This window comes from Marinobacter sp. MDS2, assembly GCF_030718085.1.
Taxonomy (GTDB): Bacteria; Pseudomonadota; Gammaproteobacteria; order Pseudomonadales; family Oleiphilaceae; genus Marinobacter.
Map to the genome: position 1 here is coordinate 1 of NZ_JAVAJF010000010.1, position 1136 is coordinate 1136.

General features: G+C 57.1%; 1 protein-coding gene. It reads left to right on the plus strand.

What is annotated here, in order from left to right:
* Window positions 1–1136: VCBS domain-containing protein (locus Q9245_RS15930; protein ID WP_305898073.1), on the plus strand; the 1136-nt coding region annotated here is incomplete at both ends.

Here is a 1136-nt window from a genome sequence, read left to right on the forward strand (position 1 = left end):
TACGGGCAAGGATGACGCAACCACTATCAGCGTAACCGCCGCTGATACAGCGGTCACCGAAGACGATGCCGGCAATAACACCGCTTCTGGCACAGTAAGCATTAGTGATCCGGATACCGGAGAAGGTGCCTTAGCCAGTAGCACCGCAAACTACGGTACGGTCACCGTAGATGGCAGCGGCAACTGGACTTACGCGCTCGATAACACCAACGCCTCGGTGCAGGCCCTGGCCGCTGGTGATACGTTGATCGACACCATCACCTTCACCAGTGATGACGGCACCACCCAAACACAAAACATTACCATCACCGGCGCCAACGATGCCGCCACGATCAGCGTGACCGCAACGGATACAGCGGTCACCGAGGACGATGCCGGCAATACCACCGCTTCTGGCACAGTAAGCATAAGTGATCCGGATACCGGGGAAGGTTCGTTAGCGAGCCGCACTGCCAATTACGGCGTTGTCACCGTGGATGGCAGTGGCAACTGGACCTACACCCTAGATAACACCAACGCCGCGGTACAGGCACTGGCCGCTGGTGATACGTTGATCGACACCATCACCTTCACCAGTGATGATGGCAGCACCGAAACTCAAAACATCACCATCACCGGTTCTAACGATGCGGCCACGATCAACCTAACCGCCGCGGATACAGCGGTCACCGAGGACGATGCCAGCAATAACACCGCATCTGGCACAGTAAGTTTTAGTGATCCGGATACCGGGGAAGGCACGTTAGCCAGCAGCGCCGCGACTTACGGCACGGTCACCGTGGATGGCAGTGGCAATTGGACCTACACCCTAGATAACAGCGCCCCAGTGGTACAAGCTCTGGCAGCAGGCGACACGTTGGCCGACACCATCATCTTTACCAGTGATGATGGCACCACCCAAACCGTGAGCATCACTATTACCGGCGCCAACGACGCAGCAGTGATTGGCGGTGATACCACAGCTGCCGTCAGTGAGGACGGTACTCTGACAGACAGCGGTGCGTTGACAATCAGCGATGCCGATAGCGGTGAAGCGGTGTTTGTGGCGCAGTCTTCCGCTGCGTCTACCAATGGTTACGGCACGGTTGATCTCGACAGTGCTGGCAATTGGACGTACAGCCTAGATAACAGCAACG